Raw genomic sequence first — 18103 nt, forward strand, 5'->3', positions numbered from 1 at the left:
CCGCTTGACTATCGGCGAAGTAGTTTTAGTCTTCGCGTCCCACAAACTCTTTTTATGGCCAATACCAAATCCGCTGCTAAACGCGCCCGTCAAACCATCGTTCGCACCCAACGCAATCGTGCGATTGTTTCCGGTGTGAAGAATCAACAAAAACGCGTCCGCGCAGCCATCGCCGGTGGCAAGAAAGACGTCGCCCTCGCCGAGTCGATCAAGCTCGCCTCCGTTCTCGACAAAGCCGCCAAGCGTGGCGCGATTCACACGAACGCCGCCAGCCGCCAGAAAAGCCGCACCACCAAGGCCATCGTCGCCCTGGCTTGATTTTCCATCCGCACGTCCTGCAGCGTCCTTGAGACGTTGCCAGTTTTAGAAATGCCCCTCGATTCGCTTCGAGGGGCGTTTTAGTTTCCCGTGAAAATCACCGTAATGTCGTAAGTCGTCCCGCAGGCCGACCGCTGGCAATCCACCACGATCGCCTCGGACCGCAACGAATCGTCGTTATCCGAGGCCGCCGGCGCAAAATCCACCAGCAATACCGCCCCGATATTGTGCCGCACCTTTGAGGAAAAACACATTCCCTCGTCACATAGACTCACCTCCACCGCCTCGTGGCTGGCCCTAGCCTCGCTTTCGCATGGGTTATTCGTACCAGCGCCAGCAGAGATCACTTTGGGGGCCACCATGGACGAGTGGCGCGGCCCTTTTTTCGTGAATATACGATTGACTTCCATGCGAGCGGTTTCCCCAGTAAACGATGGAAAAAAATAGCACTCGGCATCGCTCTGTCAAACGGCTCGACCGATCTAATTTCCTGTCGCACATTCCTTTGCAACTCCGCTGATGACCCCGCCCACGCCTGATTTTGACCGTTTCGGAGGCATCGCCCGCCTCTATGGAAAGGCCGCGCTGGAGACGCTGGCGGCGTCGCATGTGGCGATCATCGGCGTCGGTGGCGTGGGCTCCTGGACTGCCGAGGCGCTGGTTCGCTCTGGTGTCGGAGGGCTGACTTTGATTGATCTCGACGACGTTTGCGTGACGAATGTGAACCGCCAGTTGCCCGCGCTCGACGGCGAAATCGGCAGATCCAAGGCTGAGGTCATCGCCGAGCGAATGAGGAAGATCAACCCCAGATTGCAGTGCAACTCGATTCTGGAATTTCTCACCGAAACCAATGCCGACCGGTTGCTCTCCAGCGATTTTCAATTCGTCATCGACGCCGTGGACCGCATGTCGATCAAAGCGCTGATTATTGCAAAATGTGTTGAGCGCCAGATCCCGGTGCTCACCGTCGGCGGGGCGGGCGGACGGCGCGATCTGACTCAGATCAAAATCGGCGACCTCGGCATCACCGGCGGCGATTTGCTTCTGAAGCAGGTGCGCAAAAAACTCCGGCGCGACTACGGCTGGAGCCGGGGCGAAGGGAACGATTATGGCGTCGCCGCCGTCTATTCCGCCGAGCCGCAAATGTTCCCCTGGGCCAACGGTGATGTCTGCGCCACCAAGGAGCCGGAGTCGAATCTAACCATGGATTGCGCGAGCGGTTTTGGCGCGGCGTGCTTCGTCACCGGTGCGTTTGGATTTGCGGCAGCAGGCGAGGTGGTTAGACGACTAACCTTGCGTTCGAGTTAGATAGGATGCAGCCAGTTCGCGGCGGCTGATTTTTCCACGCTCATTCACCGGGATTTGTTCCAGCAGCCAGACATCGGAGGGAACTTGCCATGGGGCGAGGATGTTGCGACAAATGGTTAGGATTTTTTCGCGACTAACATGGCTCGTTTCCACAATGGCAACGGCTAGTTCGCCGCGCCGTTCGTGCGGCACTCCGCAAACAATCGCGCGCGAAACCCCAGGGATTTTTTCGATAATCGTCTCCACGGTTTGCGGGTCGAGTTTCTTGCCCGTGATGTTAATAAAATCGGACACGCGGCCCGTGATGCGAAAGCCCCACGATGTTAGTTCGACCAGATCGGATGGACGGAAAATTCCCTCCAGCAGCGAATCGTTTTCAGTCGCGGGAAAGTAACCCAGCCCGACGGCGGCGCTGCGGACGGCGATCCTTTCGTTTTCCAATTCGACTTCCACTCCACTCATCGGCTGACCGACGAAACCCTGTGGCAGATCGACTTCCTGGCTGGCGTCGTAGCAGATCCCACCGCATTCCGACGCGCCATAAAACGAATGAATCTTGCGCCCATTTTGCGAATGAAATTCCCGGGCAACTTCGCTGGATAAAGGAGCGCCTGCCGTGATGCAAAGTCTCACAGTCGGCGGCAAGGTAAGGTTAAGTCGTGTCAGACTTTGATAGAGAACGGGAATGCCCGCGAGCACGGTGGCGCGCGTGTTAGTCAGCCCGGCTAACATCGCCTGCGGAAGGTTGTCCTGCGAAATGACGAGCGGTATGCCGAAGGTTAGGAGCGGTGTTAGGAGATTGCTGAAACCGTAGGAGTGCGAGAGGGGGACAGCGCCGTAGTTAACATCGGATTCCAGCAGTCCCATCGTCGCGAAGATGTTGTCGGAATCGGCCAGAATCTGCGCCAGCGTAAAGGCGATCAGGCGCGGAGTTCCAGTCGTTCCCGAGGTGACTTTGAGCAGACTCGTGTCGCTGGAAAAAGCCCCATTCGACTCTAACTCGAATCTGGAAATTTTTGAGTCGAGTAAGAGCGCACTGGCACCGGCGGTTTGCAAAATCTGTCGGGTTAGCTCCTCGCGTAACGAGGCGTCGAGCGGCAGCGCGATCTGATTGTTTCTCCAAATCGCCAGCAACACCGCCGGCCACGCGGGATGATTGCCGAGTTGGATTCCTATCACGGCGATTGCCGGAAACGCGGTCAGCTTTTCCTGCCAGACGCCGCTCTCTCGCTCGATTCCGGCAAACGTCGCCAAAACACTTCCATCGGCCGCAAAAAGCGCAGGTTGGTTCGCCTTTTTCTCCAAAACGAGCGACCAGCGTTCCAGCAACGTGAGAGATGACATCGCTGCGATTTTCCCCACCACCCGCTAACTGACAAGGTGGAATTTTCATTTTGGAGATTGTCTCCGAGGGAAGTTTGGTGGAATTGTTAGCACCCCTATGAGCAAACCCCCCGCCGGCCACACCGAAGAGAATCGCGTTTTCAAACCCTCGAAAGAGTTTTCCAAGGCCGCGCGAATCGGTTCGCTGGCTGAATACAAGGCGTTGCACGCCGAATCCATCTCGAAGCCGGAGAAATTCTGGGCGCGCGAGGCGAAGGAGTTGATCTCCTGGGATGCAAAATGGTCGAAGGTGCTTGATTGGAAACTGCCCTTTGCGAAGTGGTTTGTCGGCGGGAAGCTGAATGCCTCTTACAATTGCGTGGATCGTCACGTGGAGAATGGCCGCAAGAACAAGGCGGCGATTATTTGGGAGGGCGAGCCGGGCGAGAAGCGGACGTTAACTTACCAGCAACTCCAGCGCGAGGTGTGCAAATTTGCCAACGTCCTCAAGCGCAATGGCATCAAAAAAGGCGACCGCGTGATTATCTACCTGCCCCAGATTCCCGAGGCGGCGATCGCCATGCTGGCTTGTGCGCGAATCGGCGCAGTGCATTGCGTGGTTTTCGGGGGATTTAGCGCGGAAAGTATCAAGGATCGGATTAACGACAGCGGCGCGACGGCGGTGATCACGGCGGACGGCAGCTATCGGCGCGGGTCGATTGTTCCGCTGAAGAAAAACGTCGATGACGCTCTGAAAACTCTCGATGTCATCAAGCGCGTGATCGTTTTTCGTCGCGCCCATAACGAGATTCACATCGAGGAAGGTCGCGACGTCTGGTGGCATCGGGAAATGGAATACGTCGATGCCACTTGCCCGGCGGTGGCACTCGATAGCGAGCATCCGCTTTTCATTCTTTACACGAGCGGATCGACGGGGAAGCCGAAGGGGATTTTACACACGACAGGCGGGTATCTGGTGGGCACGAGTTGCACGATGAAATATGCCTTCGACCTGCGCGACGACGACATTTACTGGTGCACCGCCGACGTGGGCTGGATCACGGGTCACAGTTATATGGTCTATGGTCCGCTGGCGGTGGGCGCGACGGTTTTGATGTATGAAGGTGCGCCAAACTGGCCGGAGCAGGATCGTTTCTGGAAGATCATCGAAGAATACAGCGTCACCATTTTTTACACGGCACCGACAGCGATTCGGAGCTTCATCAAATGGGGCGACGAATGGGTGACGAAACGTGATTTGAGTTCCATTCGACTCTTGGGAACGGTCGGTGAGCCGATCAATCCGGAAGCCTGGATGTGGTATCACAAGATGATCGGTGGCGAGCGTTGCCCTATCGTGGACACATGGTGGCAGACGGAGACGGGCGCTCTAATGATTACGCCGCTGCCGGGTGCGATTGCCACGAAACCAGGGACGGCGACGCTGCCATTCTTCGGCGTGGATGCCGCGATTGTGGACGACAATGGAGTGGAAGTCGGACCTAACGTTGGCGGCAAACTGGTCATTCGCAAGCCCTGGCCGTCCATGCTGCGCACGATCTACGGCGACAAGGCGCGTTACAAAAAACAGTATTGGACCGAAGTAAAAAATTACTATTTCACCGGCGACGGTGCGCATCGCGACAAGGATGGCTATTTCTGGATCGAAGGGCGCATCGACGACGTTCTCAATGTCGCGGGTCACCGACTCGGGACCGCCGAAGTCGAAAGCGCGATTGTTTCGCATCATTCCGTGGCAGAAGCTGCCGTGGTGGGCCGCCCAGATGAGATCAAGGGCCAGGGCGTGGTCGCATTCGTCACACTGAAGGAAGGCCAGGAAGCTACCAAACATCTCAAGGAACTGATCCGCAAACATGTGGGCGAGGTCATCGGACCCATCGCCAAACCGGACGAAATTCGTTTCGCCGATGCTTTGCCAAAGACGCGCAGTGGAAAAATCATGCGTCGCCTCCTCAAGCAAATCGCCGGAGGTGGTGCGGTCACGGGCGACACCACGACTTTGGAAGATCTAAGCATCCTGGCGAAACTCGCCAAAAGCGAATAGGGAACTCCCGCTCGAAGAAGAGGCCGCGACTCCTGTTTGTGAGCGCGGCGCACGGTTGCCTGTGCTTTTTACCTACTCGCCATTGGGCGTAGCCGGGACGAAAATAATTCGTGTCGGAGCCAGCGGTTTTTAAGTCGCACAGGCACAGCCACTAACGCCGAATGGCGGGCGATTAGATGTCATCGGGACAGCGCGACGCTGGCGAAAACATTTGTCTGGCATCCATATATTGTGGTCTAATTTGGGAAGCGCCCCATATGGAGTGGTTATCCCCAGCTTATTCACAAGCTTGCCCTTTCCCCAAAACAACAAACCCATACCGTTACCATGATCCAATTAGAGTCCGACGTCGAAGCCACTGAAGCCACCCAAGAAACCGTTCCAAGTCGCAGTGTGGCGCCGACGAAGCGCACGCCGACGCCTCGCCAGGGTCTCAAATTTAGCCGGGCATTTTCCACTGAGGGCGTCTCGCCTTTTGACGAGATTGAGTGGGAATTTCGCACAGCCGAGATCACCGATGACGGTGGTAAAACCATCTTCAGGCAGGAAAATGTCGAAGTCCCGAAAAGCTGGAGTGCGCTCGCCACGAAAATCGCCGTCTCCAAGTATTTTTACGGCGACATCGCCCGCGGCACCGATCCCTATGCGGGCGGTCGCGAAAACTCGATACGCCAGCTCATCCACCGCGTCACTCGCACGATCACCGATTGCGGGATTAAAGATGGCTATTTCGCGGACGACGAGAGCGCAGAAATTTTCTACAACGAACTCACCTGGCTGACCCTCAACCAGTATGGAGCCTTCAATTCTCCCGTCTGGTTCAACGTCGGGCTTCATCATCAATACGGCGTCGGCAAAGAGGCGGGACAAGGCAACTGGTTTTTCAATCACGTCACCGGCCAGGCCGAACGCGCCTCCACTCAATACGAATATCCCCAAGGCAGCGCCTGCTTCATTCAATCGGTGGCTGACAACATGGAAGACATCATGCGCCTGGCTCACAGCGAAGCCATGCTCTTCAAATATGGCAGCGGCACCGGCAGCGACCTCTCCACCCTCCGCTCGACTCGGGAGAAACTTTCCGGCGGCGGCAAACCGAGTGGCCCGCTCTCGTTTCTGAAAATATACGATCAAGTCGCCGCGACCGTGAAATCTGGCGGTAAAACCCGGCGCGCAGCCAAAATGAACACCCTCAAGGACTGGCATCCGGACATTGAGGAATTCATCGCCGCCAAGCAAAAGGAAGAGCGCAAAGCTTGGGCGCTCATCGAACAGGGCTACGACGGTTCCTACAACGGCGAAGCCTACGGGAGCGTAATGTATCAGAACGAAAACCTCACCGTCCGCGCCAGCGACGAATTCATGCAAGCCGCCATCGAGGGCCGCGAATGGTGGACCAAGCGTGTGACCGACGGCCAGCCATGTGAACGCAAGGACGCCCGCACCATTCTGCGCGGCATCGCCGAGGGCACGCACGTTTGCGGCGACCCCGGAATGCAATTCGATACCACGATTCATAAATGGCACACTTGCAAAGGCACCGGGCGGCAGAATTCCACCAACCCGTGCTCCGAATACCTCTTCCTAGATAACACCGCCTGCAATCTGGCCTCGCTGAATCTCGTCAAATACAAAAAGGCCGATGGCGCCTTCAACATCGAGCGAATGAAAGACGCCGTGCGCCTCTTCATCACCGCACAGGAAATCATTGTCGATAACGCCTCGTATCCGACCAAGGAAATCGCCGAAAATAGCCACATCTTCCGCACTTTGGGCCTCGGCTACGCCAACCTCGGTGCCCTCATCATGAGCTACGGACTCGGCTACGACTCCGATGGCGGCCGCGCTCTCGCCGGAGCCATTACCAGCGTCATGACCGGCCATGCTTACGAGCAGAGCGCCGTCATTGCCCAAGCCATGGGACCGTTTCCGGGTTACCGGGATTCCCGAGCCACGGGAGTGGAAAAAACGGTTGCGCCGGACAACGTCGCCCCCATGCTCGAAGTGATCGAGTTGCATCGCGCCAGCGTCGCGGACATCGCCGTTTCCGACGAATTCAGCTACCTCAAAGACGAGGCCCTCGCCACATGGGATAAGGCGGTCAGCGCAGGCCGCCGGCACGGTTATCGCAACGCACAGGTCACCGTCCTGGCCCCCACCGGCACCATCGGATTTCTGATGGATTGCGACACGACCGGTATCGAACCCGACATTGCTCTCGTAAAATACAAACTCCTCGCAGGCGGTGGAATGTTGAAAATCGTCAACCAGACCGTCACTCCCGCGCTTCAGAAGCTGGGCTACAGCCCCGAAGAGATCGCGGGCATTATTGCCCACATCGACGCTCACGACACGATCGAGGATGTGACGGACGACGATGGTGGCCTCATCAAATCTGGACTGAAGAGCGAGCACGTCTCGATCTTTGACTGCGCCTTTAAGCCACACAAAGGCACTCGGAGCCTGCATTACATGGCTCATCTGCGTATGATGGCGGCGGCTCAACCTTTCTTAAGCGGCGCAATCAGCAAAACCGTCAACCTCCCGGAAACCGCCACGGTTGATGAGATCGTCCACACCTATGTCGAAGGCTGGAAACTCGGCCTCAAAGCCATCGCTATCTACCGCGACGGCTCGAAACGTTCCGCTCCGCTCAACGTCAAAAAAACCAAAGACATGGGCGGCATCGAATTCAACGCGCCGATTTCAGTAGGCGCTCTCGCCGACCTCGACTCCGAACTTGTCAGCAAAAACGAAATGCAGGCGCGCATTCTCGACTTGGAAAACGAACTCGCCAAAGCCCGCGCCAAGATCGGACAGCCGAGTCGCAATCGACTCACCGACACCCGCATGTCGCTCACCCACAAGTTCGAGATCGCCGGTCACGAAGGTTACATCACCGTCGGCCTTTACGAGAACGGCGAGCCCGGCGAACTCTTCATCCAGATGTCCAAGGAAGGCAGCACGATTGGCGGCCTCATGGACACCGTGGCCACCCTCACCAGCCTTTCCCTGCAATACGGAGTGCCGCTGGAAAGCCTCGTCAAAAAATTCGCCTACCAACGCTACGAACCGAGCGGCTTCACAAAAAATCGCGACATTCGCAACGCCACCAGCATCACCGATTACGTCTTCCGCTGGCTCGGCTGCCAGTTCATCAAAGGTTACCGCGAAGCCACCAGCCCGCGTGAAACACAGCCCGAGCTGGCCATGAAAGAACTCTCCGAAATGGAGAAAAAAGCCGTCAATCGTCCCGTTGCCAGCCTGTCCCGCACGGCAGAACGCGAAATCATGGATGTCCTGACCAACCGCGTAAACAGCGAAGGCACCCCGGAAAGTCTTATCGGCAGCAACACCCACGCAGATCGGGTCAAGGAAGCTCTCGGCAACATGTTCATGGACGTCATTTGCAGCAACTGCGGCAGCAACAAAGTCATCCGTGCCGGAGCTTGCGGCTGCTGCACCGAATGCGGCACCAGCCAGGGCTGCAGCTAAGTCCGCGCTTCATCCCGCTCCTCAAAAACGTCAGCAGCGTCAGCTTCGGCATTTCGTGCCTAAGTTGCTGATTGATTGTGCGTGCACGCCCTTGCAATCTCTCCTGCCCGCGTAAATTCTTTGCCCACACCATCCCTATTTTATGTCCACCACAGCCACACCCGAACGCCACGAATTCCAAGCCGAGATCTCCCAGCTCCTCGACATCGTCATTCACTCCCTCTACACCGACAAAGAAATCTTCGTCCGCGAACTCATTTCCAACGCCGCCGACGCCATCGAGAAGCTCAAATTCCTCCAGACTTCCGGCAAATCCGTCTTCCAACCCGATCTGGAAACCAAAATCTCCATCGCCACCGACGACACCGCGCACACCATCGCCTTCACCGACACCGGCCTCGGCATGACCCACGATGAACTCATCGAAAACCTCGGCACCATCGCGCATTCGGGTTCCAAGGCATTCTTAAAACAACTCACCGAAAACAAAGGCGACACCAGCCTCATCGGACAGTTTGGCGTCGGCTTCTACGCCGCCTTCATGGTCGCCGACAAAGTCTCCGTTTACTCCCGCTCCTACGAAACCGAAGGCGACAACGCCCAGGGCTGGTGCTGGACCTCCGACGGCAAAGGCGGCTACGACCTCGAACCTGCCGACGACCTCCCGCGCGGCACCAAAATCGTCGTCCACCTCAAAGAAGACGAAAAACAATTCGCCACCAAATACACCATCGAGAGCGTCATCAAACGCTACTCCAACTTCGTCAGCGCCCCGATCGAACTCAACGGCGACAAAGTCAACACCGTCAAAGCCATCTGGAGCCGTAGCAAAAGCGAAATCACCGACGAGGAATACAAGGAATTTTTCCACTTCATCTCGCACGAATCCACCGACCCGCTTTACCGGCTCCACTTCAACGCCGACGCCCCGATTTCGATCCAGTCGCTCCTCTTCGTCCCCGAGCGCAACATGGAAAAAATCACCATGACCCGCGCCGAGTCCGACGTCAGCCTTTACTCGAAGCGCGTCCTCATCACGCCCAAAGCCAAGTCCCTTTTCCCCGAATGGCTGCGCTTCCTGAAAGGCGTCGTCGATAGCGAAGACCTCCCGCTCAACATCTCCCGCGAGACCATGCAGGACTCGTCGTTGATGCAAAAACTCAACAAAGTCATCACCGGACGGTTCCTTAAATTCCTCGGCGAAGAAGCCACCAACGACCCCGAAAAATACGCCAAATTTTTTGCCGAATTTGGCAACTGCATCAAGGAAGGCGCCGTCAACGACTACGCCCACCGCGAGCCACTCTCCAAGCTCCTCCGCTTCGAAAGCAGCTTCACCCAAAAGGGGAAAGTCACCTCCCTCGCCGACTACGTCAGCCGCATGAAAGACGGCCAGACCGAGATCTACTACGTCCTCGCCCCGAACCGCGAAAACGCCGAGACCAGCCCCTACTACGAGGGCCTCAAGGCCAAGGGCTACGAATGCCTCTTCCTCGCCGACCCCTGGGACGAATTCGTCATGGACCACCTCCGCAACTTCGACGGCAAAGACCTCAAACCCGCCGAGAAAGCCCAGATCGAAGTGGAACCCGACTCCACCGCCGACGCCCTTAGCGCCGACGCCGCCACCGGCCTCGCCACCTTCTTCCAGGAAACCCTCGGAGCCGACCGCGTCAACGAAGTCCGCGTCTCCAAACGCCTCGCCGACAGCCCCGCCGTCGCCCTCGAAAGCGACAAAATGCTCACCAGCTCCATGCGCCGCATGATGAAACAAATGAACCCCGGTGGCATGGACATGCCCGACGGCAAACCCGACTTCGAGATCAACCCGCGCCACCCCGTCATCGTCCGCCTCGAAGCCATGCGCGCCAAAGACGCCGACCTCGCCGCCAAAGTCGCCGAGCAAATCTTCGACAGCTCCCTGGCCGCCGCCGGCATGTTGGAAGACCCCAGAGCCATGCTAAAACGCATGAACGACCTCATGGAAAAACTCCTCGCCTAACCCGTTGTAGCGGCGGTCTATGACCGCCGTTCCTCGCGCCATTGGTCAAGCGGTCACAGACCGCCGCTAGATTCTCCCGTCCTCGTTCCCAAGTTGCACTTGGGAACGCATTTATCCCGGAAGCTCTGCTTCCCCTTCAGACGCGCCACCAACGAGCGAAGCCTAGTTTTCAAAACATCAACATTCCCAAGTGCAACGTGGGAACGAGAAAATCCCCATTCGCACGCCGCGGTTCTGAATTACGGCACGAGGGAGATCGCCTGCTCGACGGGCTCGGCGGTTTGCACTTTCGGGTCGAGCGAGCGGCCCCATTGCCAGGCGATGACGGTGATCGTTACCGGGAATTTCGCTCGCGGCGGAAGCGCGGTGAGTTTCAAGGTATTGCCGTCGATGGTGGCGGGACCTTCGCGGACGAAATAATACACGGGCAACCCGGAGTCGGCGGTGGCGGTGAGTTGGATTGCACTGGCGGTGCGGTGGATTTGCGCAGGCAGATGGAAGTCGATTTTCTGCGGCTGCCCGTCGGCGTTGCGAACAGGAATTTGCAGGGTGGATTGCTGCACGGGACGCTTAAACTTCGCATCCCCCGGCCAGGTGGCCACGAACCAGGCGTCGTTCCCACGGCGGTCGCCGAGGAGGGAACTGCGATTCAAATCCAGTATCCAGGTATCGGCGGAAATCTGACGCACGGGGCCGGTGATCCGACGGATTTCCACGGGCGGATTGCCCGCGGGTTTCTCAATGATCTCGCCCTCTTTTTTGCCGGTCCAGCGGGTGGGGCGTCCGCCAGGAACCGTGTCGATGAATGCGCCCGTGAGATGAAAAGTCACTCCGTCGGCCTCGGGCAAAAACTTCAGCCAGACCTGCGGGTGGGTGCCCGGACGTTGGGGAACGACTTCGCCGTTTTGCACGTAACCCACCAAGGCTGCCTGTCCGCGATGCTTTTTCTGGAAAGCTTCCGCCGCTTGGGCGATCTCGCCGTCGAAATACCAGAAGGCTTGCGCCGGGTCGCCCTTGTATTCGCCGACCGGGGCGGCGGGTGCGGACGGATCTGTGTTGATCTGGTAACGGTCCACCAGCCAGCCGGTTTTCGTGGGATCGATCGCGTTCAAAGTCACCGGGCCGACTTTGGGAGTAATCTGCGGCAGCCGGTATTGCGCGGCTTTTCTGAGATAGAGCGCGAGAAATTCCACCTTCTCGTCGGTGGCGGCAAAGTGGCCGTCCGCCGGGCAGCCGAGTCCGCTGAGCGGCATCTGCGGGTGGTCGGCCTTGGTTTTAAGACCGCGCGACATGGATTCATCGGCCCACTCGTATTCGCCGGCGGTGACGAGGCCGGGCACGGTATCCACGCTGCGTCCGGCGACTTGAGGGGCCTCTTTTACATCGGGAACATAAGGCCACTGGCCGCTGAATGAGATGCCGGCCAGCACGCGCTCCGGCTTCCAGGCGGCGATATACCACGGGGTGGAGGCGGCGGCGGAATGCCCGACCGGCACGAGCGGTGCGGTCGTGAGTTCTGTGTAACCCGATTGAGTGGCCAGCGCCTGGAGCATGGCGTCGAAACGCTCGCCCGCGCCGAGATCGAACCGGAAGTTGCGATCGAATCCCGGTGCGACCCACACCTCGGCGAAGCCCAGATCAGCGGCGGCTTTGCGGAAAGTGGGATGCTCCAACACGCCTTCCTCCTCCATGTTGTTATGGCCGAAGATGACGCCGCGCACGCGTTGGCAATTCGGCGGAATCCAGAGGTAGGCACGGGGTTGCTCGGTCTGCCCCGCCATCGGCGGCACGGGGACGGACCATTGCCACTCGGCGGCAGGAGCGACAGTGGGAAGGGTAAAAAGAAAGACCGCAAGCCAGCGGCAGAGGGGAGTGAGGTTCATATCGGAGGGGATCGGGTTTGTAAGGAGAGATGGGGATTTTAGTGTCACTGCGCGGCGACTGGAAACCTAGCTGCGGCTGACTGACGCGGTTTAGATTTATTCGATTCATTCTGGGCACGGGGCGTGCTGAATGTTTACGGAAACCCCACAAAAACAATCCATGCATCTTCATAGAAACATCACTCCCAATGGAGTCGCCAAAAGTCTACTCGCCTTCATTGCCTTTTTGGTGATCGCAGATTTGATCGTGGTCTTTCTCGAATATGTCGATGGCTACAAGACGGCGCTGGGTTTCGTGCCGCTCTTCGACATGGATGTGGAGTTTAATTTGCCGAGCCTTTACTCGACGTTCGGCATTCTTCTGTGCGCCTTTACCCTGTTTCACATCGGGAAAATCGCCGCCGCCGACCGCAGTTCCGAGAGCCGCTATTGGCGGGCGATGGGCGGGGTCTTTGTCTATCTCGCGCTCGATGAATTGATCAGCATCCACGAGCGGCTGGACGGCGTGGTCTCGCATTTTCTCGGGCACAAGATTCATCACCACGAGGGGCCGCTCTGGGTGCTGCCTTACGCGGTTTTGCTGATTTGTTTCGGGCTCTATTTCATTCGCTTCTACCTGCGGCTGCCCACGGAAACGAAGATCCAGTTTTGCCTCTCGGGCGTGATCTACGTGTCGGGCGCGGTCGGCGTGGAGATTCTCGGCAACCCCTTCGACAATCACCCGATGGCCGGCTTCATAAAGGGGCTCTATTCCACCCTCGAGGAGACGATGGAAATGGTCGGCATGGTAATGTTTCTGCGGGCCTTGCTAATTTACCTCGCCAACCACACCCGGAGCGCGAGCCACACTTTGACCTTCCATCTTCAGGGGAAAAACACGCCGCCGCCAAGAGAGCTGGACGATCTTTTCGAGACCAAAGCCGTGCGCCAGCCTGCGGAGCGGAAAACGGCGGGCGTCTGAGAAAATAATCCGTGGCGTCGGCGCGGGTCCGTCGTTATTTGTGGAGAGCGATGCAACTCGACTCCCTAGTTCACCACCTCGACGCCGAGTTGCGCACCGGCGAAATTGCCGACTGGTCGGGCGCGTTGAATGGATTGCAACTCGAGAACGACGGGAGTGTGAATCGGATTGGCGCGGCGGTGGATGCCACGCTGCCGGTGATCGAAAAAGCCATCGGAATGGGAGTCGATTGCCTGCTGGTGCATCACGGGCTTTTCTGGGCGGGAGCGCAGCCGGTGCGGGGCGCGCTCTACCGGAAATTTAAGGCGGCCATGGACGCGAATCTCGCCATTTACAGCTCCCACCTGCCGCTCGACTTGCATCCGACTCTGGGGAATAACATTCAGCTCGCAACCCGCCTCGGGCTGACTCAGCTCGCGCCATTCTTTCCTGAAAAAGGGCAGCTCATCGGCATTCGCGGCGTCTGCGAGATGCATCGCGACGAACTCATCGTTCTCCTCGAAGAAACGCTTGGAACCCGCCCGCACCTCGCTCCCGGCGGACCCGCCATCGTCCGGGAAGTCGGGATTGTGACCGGCGGCGCGGGAGCCGAAATCGCCCGCGCGGCTGCCGCCGGACTCGACACGTTTATCACCGGAGAGGGGCCGCATCACAGTTACGGGATGGCCGAAGAGCTGGGTCTGAATCTTTTCTACGGCGGTCATTATGCGACCGAGACCTTTGGCGTGAAGGCGCTCGCCCGGCATGTCGCGGTGACCTTCGATCTCCCGTGGCAATTCATCGATCACCCGACCGGCCTGTGAAATTTCTCGTTCTCAGTCTCATTGCACTCTTGCTGGCTGGTTGCGAGACCGACCCGGAGTCGCGCGATTTCTTTTACTCGGGCTGGATGCATCCGCAACAGGGCTCCGACGAGCGGATGTATGGCAAAAAAGGCCCGCCGCCAAACGAGGGTGGACGCTCCATGGAATCGCTGGATGAAGTTCCCAGCCGATAGCGCGCCGTTGCCGCGGGCGTTTTTTCAGCGCGATCCGCTGGTCTGCGCACGCGAAATGATCGGCTGCGAACTGGTCTGGGACGAGTGCCGCGGCCGAATCGTCGAGACGGAGGCGTATGCGGAATTTGGCGACGAGGCGTGCCACACGTTTGCGCGTCAGTCGGCGCGGAAATTCATCGCGGAGCAACCACCGGGAGCGGCTTACGTTTACCAAAATTACGGCATTCACTGGCTGCTGAATGTTCTCATCAAAGGCGGGCAGGGGAATGGCTTCGTGCTCATCCGCGCGATCGAGCCGACGCAGGGAATCGAGAAAATGCGCGAGCGCCGCAAGCTGGAGCCGGTGCGCCAGCTTTGCTCCGGGCCGGGAAAACTGACGGTCGCCTTCGGGATCGGGCGCGCCGAGCACGGGTTCGATCTTTGCAGTGATCCGAGTCACGCCTTTTACTCGTCGCAGAGTGCGATGGAAGTCGAATCAGACGTTCGAGTCGGCATCACGAAGGCTGCGCATTTCCCCTGGCGCTTTGTCGAGCGCGGCTCGCCGTTTCTGAGTGTGAAGGTGAAGTCCGGCATCACCCCATAAAAAGACCGGGGCAATCCCCGTAAAGAGATTGCCCCGGCGAAATCAGTGGTAACGATTTACTTGGACATACCGGTCGTCGATGCGCCGGTGGTGCTCATCGTTTCCTTCTTGTGTGCACACGCGCCTAGGCTGAGTGCGCTCGCTGCGATAGCAACGATTGCGAGAATTTTGATAGTTTTCATAGTTATTTCCCTCCTTTCTTGAGCGGGTAGCTCGGTGACAGATTTAGGGGCTGCCAGTGGGACTGACAACACTTAATTCCAAATCTTTCACCTAACCATCGCGTGAAAAGAAAAATGGGGCCCTCTTTTTTTTCCAAAATGGGGTTGTTCTTTCCTGACAAACTCCGCCATCTTGCGCAGTGCCACGGCCCTGGCATTCCTTATTATGCAAGAAGATCTCTCCAAAGTCCTCCTTCACACCTCCACCATTTTCGCGCGGCTCGATGAAATGGCGGCCACCCTCACCGAGGAATACGCCGGGCGCGAGCTCACTGTGCTTTGCCTGATGAGCGGTGCCTTCATGTTCGGCGCCGACCTCCTGCGCCGCATCCCGCTGCCCTTGCGCATTATCTGTCTCAGCGTCTCGTCCTACCACGGCGGCACGTCCACGAGTGGCCAAGTTACCTTCCAGGCCGCCATGCCCGACCTGGAGGGCCGCCATGTTCTCATCATCGACGACATCCTCGACACCGGGCTGACTTTGAGCTGCCTCCGGGAAAAAATCTTCCGCGAAACGCACACCCTCAGCACGAAGATCTGCGTCCTGCTTCGCAAAAACACTGGCGCTGACCGTCCCATCGAGGCGGATTACGTCGGGTTCGACATTCCGAATGAATTCGTCGTCGGCTACGGTCTCGATTTCCAGGAGAAATACCGCAACCTCCCGTTCATCGGCGTCCTCCGAAACGAAGTCGCCGGTCTGTGACCATTCGAATTCAATTCTTTTCGCGGCTGCGGGAGATTGGCGGTTCAGCCGTGCTCGAACGCGAAGTGGCACCCGGCACCACCGTCGGAGCGGCCTTGGCCGAGTTGGAGCGCGATCTGCCGAAACTGGCCGACTGGCAGGGGAAACTCCTCCTCGCCGTCGGAGTCGAATTTGCCCCGCACGACCAGATTTTGCAGGCAAACGATCTCCTTAGTGTGATGCCACCCGTCCAGGGCGGCTGATTTTTTTCCCCAATGATTGCTGCCACACTCCAGCCACATCCGGCGATGATTCTGCCGTTTGCGCTCCTGCTTTTCTGCATCGCCGCCATGCCGTTCGTTCACCGGCATTGGTGGGAAAGTCACTACCCGAAGATCGCGGTCGGTCTTGGACTCATCACGGCTGGCTACTACGTTTTCGCCCTGCATCACCCGGAGCGCATGGCCCATGTGGCGCTGGAATACGTCAGTTTTATCGCGCTCATCGGCAGCCTGTTCGTCGTCTCGGGTGGCATTCATATCCAAGTCAAAGGCGAGGCCACGCCACGGGTAAACGTCCTTTTTCTCGCCATCGGCGGCGTCCTCGCCAGCATCATCGGCACCACCGGCGCGTCCATGCTCCTCATTCGGCCTTGGATTCGGATGAACCGCTATCGCATCACCGCTTTTCACATCGTCTTCTTCATTTTCATCGTCAGCAACGTCGGGGGCGGGCTCACCCCGATTGGCGATCCGCCGCTGTTCCTCGGATTTTTGAAGGGAGTTCCATTCGGATGGGTCATCGAGCATTGCTGGCCCGCCTGGCTGATAACCATGGGACTCCTCCTCGCCGTTTTCCACGTCCTCGACCGGAGAAACTTCCGCCGCGCGCCGCAGACCGTCCGCGACCAGGAAACCGCCCACGAGTCGTGGAAATTCGACGGACTCCATAACCTCCTCTTCCTCGGCGTCATCCTCGGCGGCGTTTTTTGCCCCACGCCCTGGCGCGAAATCCTCATGATCGCCGCCGCGCTCGGTTCGTATTTTTCCACCCGACGACACGTCCATCGCATCAACGATTTCTCCTTTCTCCCGATCCAGGAAGTCGCCTGGCTCTTCGCCGGCATCTTCGCCACGATGGTTCCTGCGCTCGACCTTTTGGAAACCCATGCCGCGTCCCTCGGAGTTAGCCAGCCGATGCAATTCTACTGGTTCAGCGGCATCCTCTCCGGCCTGCTCGACAACGCCCCGACCTACCTAACCTTCCTCGCCGCCGCCTTCGGTTTGCAAGGCCTCAGCCTCGACAACCCCGCCCACATGGAGACGTTTCTGGCCACGCGCACGCACGATCTGATCGCCATCTCACTCGGCTCCGTCTTCTTTGGAGCCATCACCTACATCGGCAACGGCCCCAATTTCATGGTGAAATCCATCGCCGACCGCGCCCAGGTCGAGACGCCCGGATTCGTCGGCTACTTCCTGAAGTTCGCCCTGCCGATCCTGCTCCCGATCTACTTTTTAATCGGCCTGCTTTTTTTCTCACGCTTCCACCTTTTCTGATTTCCTGATTGTAATTCTCCCTCCCGATGGAAACCTGACTTTCCGTCAGCCCTCTCTATTCTCCCAAATGTTTACCGGAATCGTCGAAGAAATCGCCCAGGTGCAATGGTTGCGTCGCACCGCCAAGAGCACCCAGCTCCTCCTCACCAGCCGCTACGGCAAACGCGTCAAACGCGGCGACAGCGTCGCCATCAACGGCGTCTGCCTCACCGTCACCTCGCATCGCGACGACCAGATCGGATTCGAACTCCTCGAAGAAACCCTCAGCCGCAGCAACCTGCGCGACGTCAAACCCGGCTCCCACGTCAACGTCGAACGCGCCATGCGGGCCAGCAGCCGCATCGACGGACACCTCGTCCAAGGCCACGTCGATTGCGTCGGCACCGTCGCTTCCTTTGAGCAACAAGGGGCCGATCACCGGCTCGAAATCCTGTTTCCGCCCGACTTCAGCCATTACATCGCCTTCAAGGGAAGTATCTGCGTCAACGGCGTCAGCCTCACCGTCGCCGAAGCGGGTGAATCGAGCCTCGTCTGCTGGATCATCCCCTTCACCTTTGAAAACACCAACCTGCGCCACCTGCAAAGCGGCGAAACGGTGAATCTGGAATTCGACATTCTCGCCAAATACGTTGAGCGCATGTTGATCCGCCGCGAAGGCTGACTAAATAGCGGCGTCAAGGGACTAAGTATTGGCGTCAGAGGA

Annotated in this window: 16 protein-coding genes; 13 read left to right on the plus strand and 3 right to left on the minus strand. The window is 58.2% G+C overall.

All coding sequences use genetic code 11. The annotated features are described in order from the left end of the window. Window positions 1-54: 54 nt before the first annotated feature. Complete coding sequence (gene rpsT, locus ABIT76_11690) at window positions 55-318, plus strand: 30S ribosomal protein S20 (protein ID MEO7933809.1); 264 nt, start codon at window positions 55-57, stop codon at window positions 316-318. Between the two features lie 80 nt (window positions 319-398). On the opposite strand, the gene ABIT76_11695 is transcribed toward rpsT, so the two are convergent. Then, window positions 399-728, minus strand: a complete 330-nt coding sequence (locus tag ABIT76_11695) for a hypothetical protein (GenBank protein ID MEO7933810.1) — start codon at window positions 726-728, stop codon at window positions 399-401. 109 nt (window positions 729-837) lie between these two features. Here ABIT76_11695 and ABIT76_11700 point away from each other — a divergent pair, with 109 nt between their 5' ends. Then, window positions 838-1626, plus strand: coding sequence for a tRNA threonylcarbamoyladenosine dehydratase (locus tag ABIT76_11700; GenBank protein MEO7933811.1), 789 nt, complete (start codon window positions 838-840; stop codon window positions 1624-1626). Here ABIT76_11700 and ABIT76_11705 read toward each other — a convergent pair. Further along, the gene (locus ABIT76_11705) at window positions 1606-2970 is read right to left on the minus strand and encodes a class I adenylate-forming enzyme family protein (protein ID MEO7933812.1); all 1365 of its coding nucleotides are present in this window, start codon (window positions 2968-2970) and stop codon (window positions 1606-1608) included. The genes ABIT76_11700 and ABIT76_11705 overlap by 21 nt on opposite strands. A 97-nt stretch (window positions 2971-3067) precedes the next feature. On the opposite strand from ABIT76_11705, the gene acs reads away from it, so the two are divergent. From acs to htpG, 3 genes are all read left to right on the plus strand, one after another. Next, a complete protein-coding gene (gene acs, locus ABIT76_11710; GenBank protein ID MEO7933813.1) occupies window positions 3068-5014 on the plus strand; it encodes an acetate--CoA ligase in 1947 nt (648 codons plus the stop codon). 327 nt (window positions 5015-5341) lie between these two features. Next, window positions 5342-8509 carry a vitamin B12-dependent ribonucleotide reductase gene (locus tag ABIT76_11715; GenBank protein ID MEO7933814.1) on the plus strand — a complete coding sequence of 1056 codons (3168 nt, stop codon included), beginning with the start codon at window positions 5342-5344 and terminating at the stop codon, window positions 8507-8509. Between the two features lie 142 nt (window positions 8510-8651). After that, window positions 8652-10511 (plus strand): molecular chaperone HtpG, encoded by a 1860-nt coding sequence (gene htpG / locus ABIT76_11720; protein ID MEO7933815.1) that lies wholly within the window; start codon window positions 8652-8654, stop codon window positions 10509-10511. 239 nt (window positions 10512-10750) lie between these two features. Here the strand turns inward: htpG and ABIT76_11725 are convergent, their stop codons facing one another. Continuing rightward, window positions 10751-12394, minus strand: coding sequence for a hypothetical protein (locus ABIT76_11725; protein ID MEO7933816.1), 1644 nt, complete (start codon window positions 12392-12394; stop codon window positions 10751-10753). 160 nt (window positions 12395-12554) lie between these two features. Between ABIT76_11725 and ABIT76_11730 the strand changes: the two genes are divergently transcribed. The 8 genes from ABIT76_11730 (at window position 12555) to ABIT76_11765 (ending at window position 18061) form a co-directional block, all read left to right on the plus strand. Next, window positions 12555-13355 carry a hypothetical protein gene (locus ABIT76_11730; protein MEO7933817.1) on the plus strand — a complete coding sequence of 267 codons (801 nt, stop codon included), beginning with the start codon at window positions 12555-12557 and terminating at the stop codon, window positions 13353-13355. A gap of 50 nt (window positions 13356-13405) precedes the next feature. Beyond that, the gene (locus tag ABIT76_11735) at window positions 13406-14158 is read left to right on the plus strand and encodes a Nif3-like dinuclear metal center hexameric protein (GenBank protein ID MEO7933818.1); all 753 of its coding nucleotides are present in this window, start codon (window positions 13406-13408) and stop codon (window positions 14156-14158) included. Further along, entirely contained in the window at window positions 14155-14352 is a 198-nt protein-coding gene (locus tag ABIT76_11740; GenBank protein ID MEO7933819.1) for a hypothetical protein, read from the plus strand. The genes ABIT76_11735 and ABIT76_11740 overlap by 4 nt, the downstream gene beginning before the upstream one ends. Further along, complete coding sequence (locus ABIT76_11745; protein ID MEO7933820.1) at window positions 14333-14935, plus strand: DNA-3-methyladenine glycosylase; 603 nt, start codon at window positions 14333-14335, stop codon at window positions 14933-14935. The genes ABIT76_11740 and ABIT76_11745 overlap by 20 nt, the downstream gene beginning before the upstream one ends. A gap of 387 nt (window positions 14936-15322) precedes the next feature. Further along, window positions 15323-15862, plus strand: coding sequence for a hypoxanthine phosphoribosyltransferase (gene hpt / locus ABIT76_11750; GenBank protein ID MEO7933821.1), 540 nt, complete (start codon window positions 15323-15325; stop codon window positions 15860-15862). Beyond that, window positions 15859-16104 (plus strand): MoaD/ThiS family protein, encoded by a 246-nt coding sequence (locus ABIT76_11755; protein ID MEO7933822.1) that lies wholly within the window; start codon window positions 15859-15861, stop codon window positions 16102-16104. The genes hpt and ABIT76_11755 overlap by 4 nt, the downstream gene beginning before the upstream one ends. 12 nt (window positions 16105-16116) lie before the next feature. Further along, window positions 16117-17400 carry a sodium:proton antiporter gene (locus ABIT76_11760; GenBank protein MEO7933823.1) on the plus strand — a complete coding sequence of 428 codons (1284 nt, stop codon included), beginning with the start codon at window positions 16117-16119 and terminating at the stop codon, window positions 17398-17400. A gap of 67 nt (window positions 17401-17467) precedes the next feature. Then, the gene (locus ABIT76_11765; protein ID MEO7933824.1) at window positions 17468-18061 is read left to right on the plus strand and encodes a riboflavin synthase; all 594 of its coding nucleotides are present in this window, start codon (window positions 17468-17470) and stop codon (window positions 18059-18061) included. Window positions 18062-18103 lie beyond the last annotated feature (42 nt).

This window comes from Chthoniobacterales bacterium (assembly GCA_039930045.1).
Classification (GTDB): domain Bacteria; phylum Verrucomicrobiota; class Verrucomicrobiia; order Chthoniobacterales; family DASVRZ01; genus DASVRZ01.

What these genes read in the sequence shown, in the direction of transcription:
- ABIT76_11730 (MEO7933817.1), top strand. Translation starts at nt 12,555, where the DNA reads ATGCATCTTCATAGAAACATCACTCCCAATGGAGTCGCCAAAAGTCTA.
- ABIT76_11735 (MEO7933818.1), top strand. Translation starts at nt 13,406, where the DNA reads ATGCAACTCGACTCCCTAGTTCACCACCTCGACGCCGAGTTGCGCACC.
- ABIT76_11705 (MEO7933812.1), bottom strand. Translation starts at nt 2,970, where the DNA reads ATGTCATCTCTCACGTTGCTGGAACGCTGGTCGCTCGTTTTGGAGAAA.
- ABIT76_11745 (MEO7933820.1), top strand. Translation starts at nt 14,333, where the DNA reads ATGAAGTTCCCAGCCGATAGCGCGCCGTTGCCGCGGGCGTTTTTTCAG.
- rpsT (MEO7933809.1), top strand. Translation starts at nt 55, where the DNA reads ATGGCCAATACCAAATCCGCTGCTAAACGCGCCCGTCAAACCATCGTT.
- ABIT76_11695 (MEO7933810.1), bottom strand. Translation starts at nt 728, where the DNA reads ATGGAAGTCAATCGTATATTCACGAAAAAAGGGCCGCGCCACTCGTCC.
- hpt (MEO7933821.1), top strand. Translation starts at nt 15,323, where the DNA reads ATGCAAGAAGATCTCTCCAAAGTCCTCCTTCACACCTCCACCATTTTC.
- ABIT76_11765 (MEO7933824.1), top strand. Translation starts at nt 17,468, where the DNA reads ATGTTTACCGGAATCGTCGAAGAAATCGCCCAGGTGCAATGGTTGCGT.
- ABIT76_11725 (MEO7933816.1), bottom strand. Translation starts at nt 12,394, where the DNA reads ATGAACCTCACTCCCCTCTGCCGCTGGCTTGCGGTCTTTCTTTTTACC.
- ABIT76_11715 (MEO7933814.1), top strand. Translation starts at nt 5,342, where the DNA reads ATGATCCAATTAGAGTCCGACGTCGAAGCCACTGAAGCCACCCAAGAA.
- ABIT76_11760 (MEO7933823.1), top strand. Translation starts at nt 16,117, where the DNA reads ATGATTGCTGCCACACTCCAGCCACATCCGGCGATGATTCTGCCGTTT.
- acs (MEO7933813.1), top strand. Translation starts at nt 3,068, where the DNA reads ATGAGCAAACCCCCCGCCGGCCACACCGAAGAGAATCGCGTTTTCAAA.
- htpG (MEO7933815.1), top strand. Translation starts at nt 8,652, where the DNA reads ATGTCCACCACAGCCACACCCGAACGCCACGAATTCCAAGCCGAGATC.
- ABIT76_11700 (MEO7933811.1), top strand. Translation starts at nt 838, where the DNA reads ATGACCCCGCCCACGCCTGATTTTGACCGTTTCGGAGGCATCGCCCGC.